This window comes from Marinobacterium profundum (assembly GCF_001528745.1).
GTDB classification, from domain to species: domain Bacteria; phylum Pseudomonadota; class Gammaproteobacteria; order Pseudomonadales; family Balneatricaceae; genus Marinobacterium_A; species Marinobacterium_A profundum.
Genome location: NZ_BCNS01000220.1, coordinates 1 through 1,082, shown reverse-complemented (window position 1 = coordinate 1,082; position 1,082 = coordinate 1). Strand labels below are relative to the sequence as shown.

Genomic DNA, 1,082 nt, shown 5'->3' with positions numbered 1-1,082 from the left:
TTGACCACGGACTTTACCGACTTCAAGCTGCTGGATACGGATCTGTTACTGGTCATGGAGTTGCGCCATGCACACTGGCTGCAAGGCATGCTTGGCAACAGCGATGCACAAATTGCGCTGCTTGGGAATTGGGCCAGGCCCCGGAGATTACATATTCATGATCCCCATATATACGGCAAGGCCTATTTCGAGCACTGCTACGCCATTATCGAGAATGCCACCGAGAACTTGATCAAGCAGTACCTGGCGAATCGCTCCTACAGGCGAAGGAGCCCAGACTAAGGCTATGCAATAAGGTGTTGGCTTGCTTGTTGGGCGCCTTGGCGATGTGCTGACTGGGGATGTCGAAACCATAGAGCAGAAGTTGATCGTCTGCTGCGCCCGCCATCAGAGGGGCTTCGGCGCTGTTGGTGATCCCCTCGAAGAGTAAATACTTTGTTGACTCCTGCACCGTCGCCTATGCTTTCCTTCGGGCTTGGTCGCCAGGCTCTGCGTCAACGAAGGGTAGTCCATGGTACACATCAGTCTTGCAGGCGGGTCCGGCATCTGGCATTGGTTGCTTTCGCACAAGCCCTATTCCAAACATTTTTTAACGCGGGTTACTATTGGCGTCGTTGCACAGCCTGCGATGAGGCGCGGCGATAAACTCGATGGGAGAGCGAAAACGCATCTGTTTGTCTGCCTCTGGGGGATAGCGCTGCGGATCATCAAACATCTTTTACAGGGAGTTAGGCGCTGTGATGCAAGATCCGATTAAAATTTTGCTGGTGTTTGGTACCCGTCCTGAGGCGATAAAGATGGCGCCGGTGGTGCGGGCGTTGCAAGCGGATGCGCGGTTTGAAGCCCGGGTTTGCGTTACTGCCCAGCATCGGCAGATGCTGGATCAGGTCCTTGAGCTGTTCCAGATCATTCCCGATTACGATCTGAATATCATGAAACCCGGGCAGAACCTGACCGAAGTGACCTGTGCTGTGCTAAATGGTTTGGCTCCAGTGCTACAGGCCTTTGAGCCGGCCAGGGTACTGGTGCATGGCGATACGACCACAACGCTGGCCACCAGCCTGGCTGCCTACTATCAACAG

The 1,082-nt window shown here is 54.4% G+C and carries 2 protein-coding genes; both read left to right on the top strand.

The genetic code is table 11. The features are described from left to right. The coding region (locus MPRO_RS24655; protein ID WP_216821372.1) for an arsenate reductase/protein-tyrosine-phosphatase family protein at positions 1 to 282 on the top strand (282 nt) is incomplete at its 5' end. A gap of 458 nt (positions 283 to 740) precedes the next feature. Then, positions 741 to 1,082, top strand: a 342-nt coding sequence (locus MPRO_RS24650; RefSeq protein ID WP_369406759.1) for a UDP-N-acetylglucosamine 2-epimerase, incomplete at its 3' end; no start/stop codon positions are given.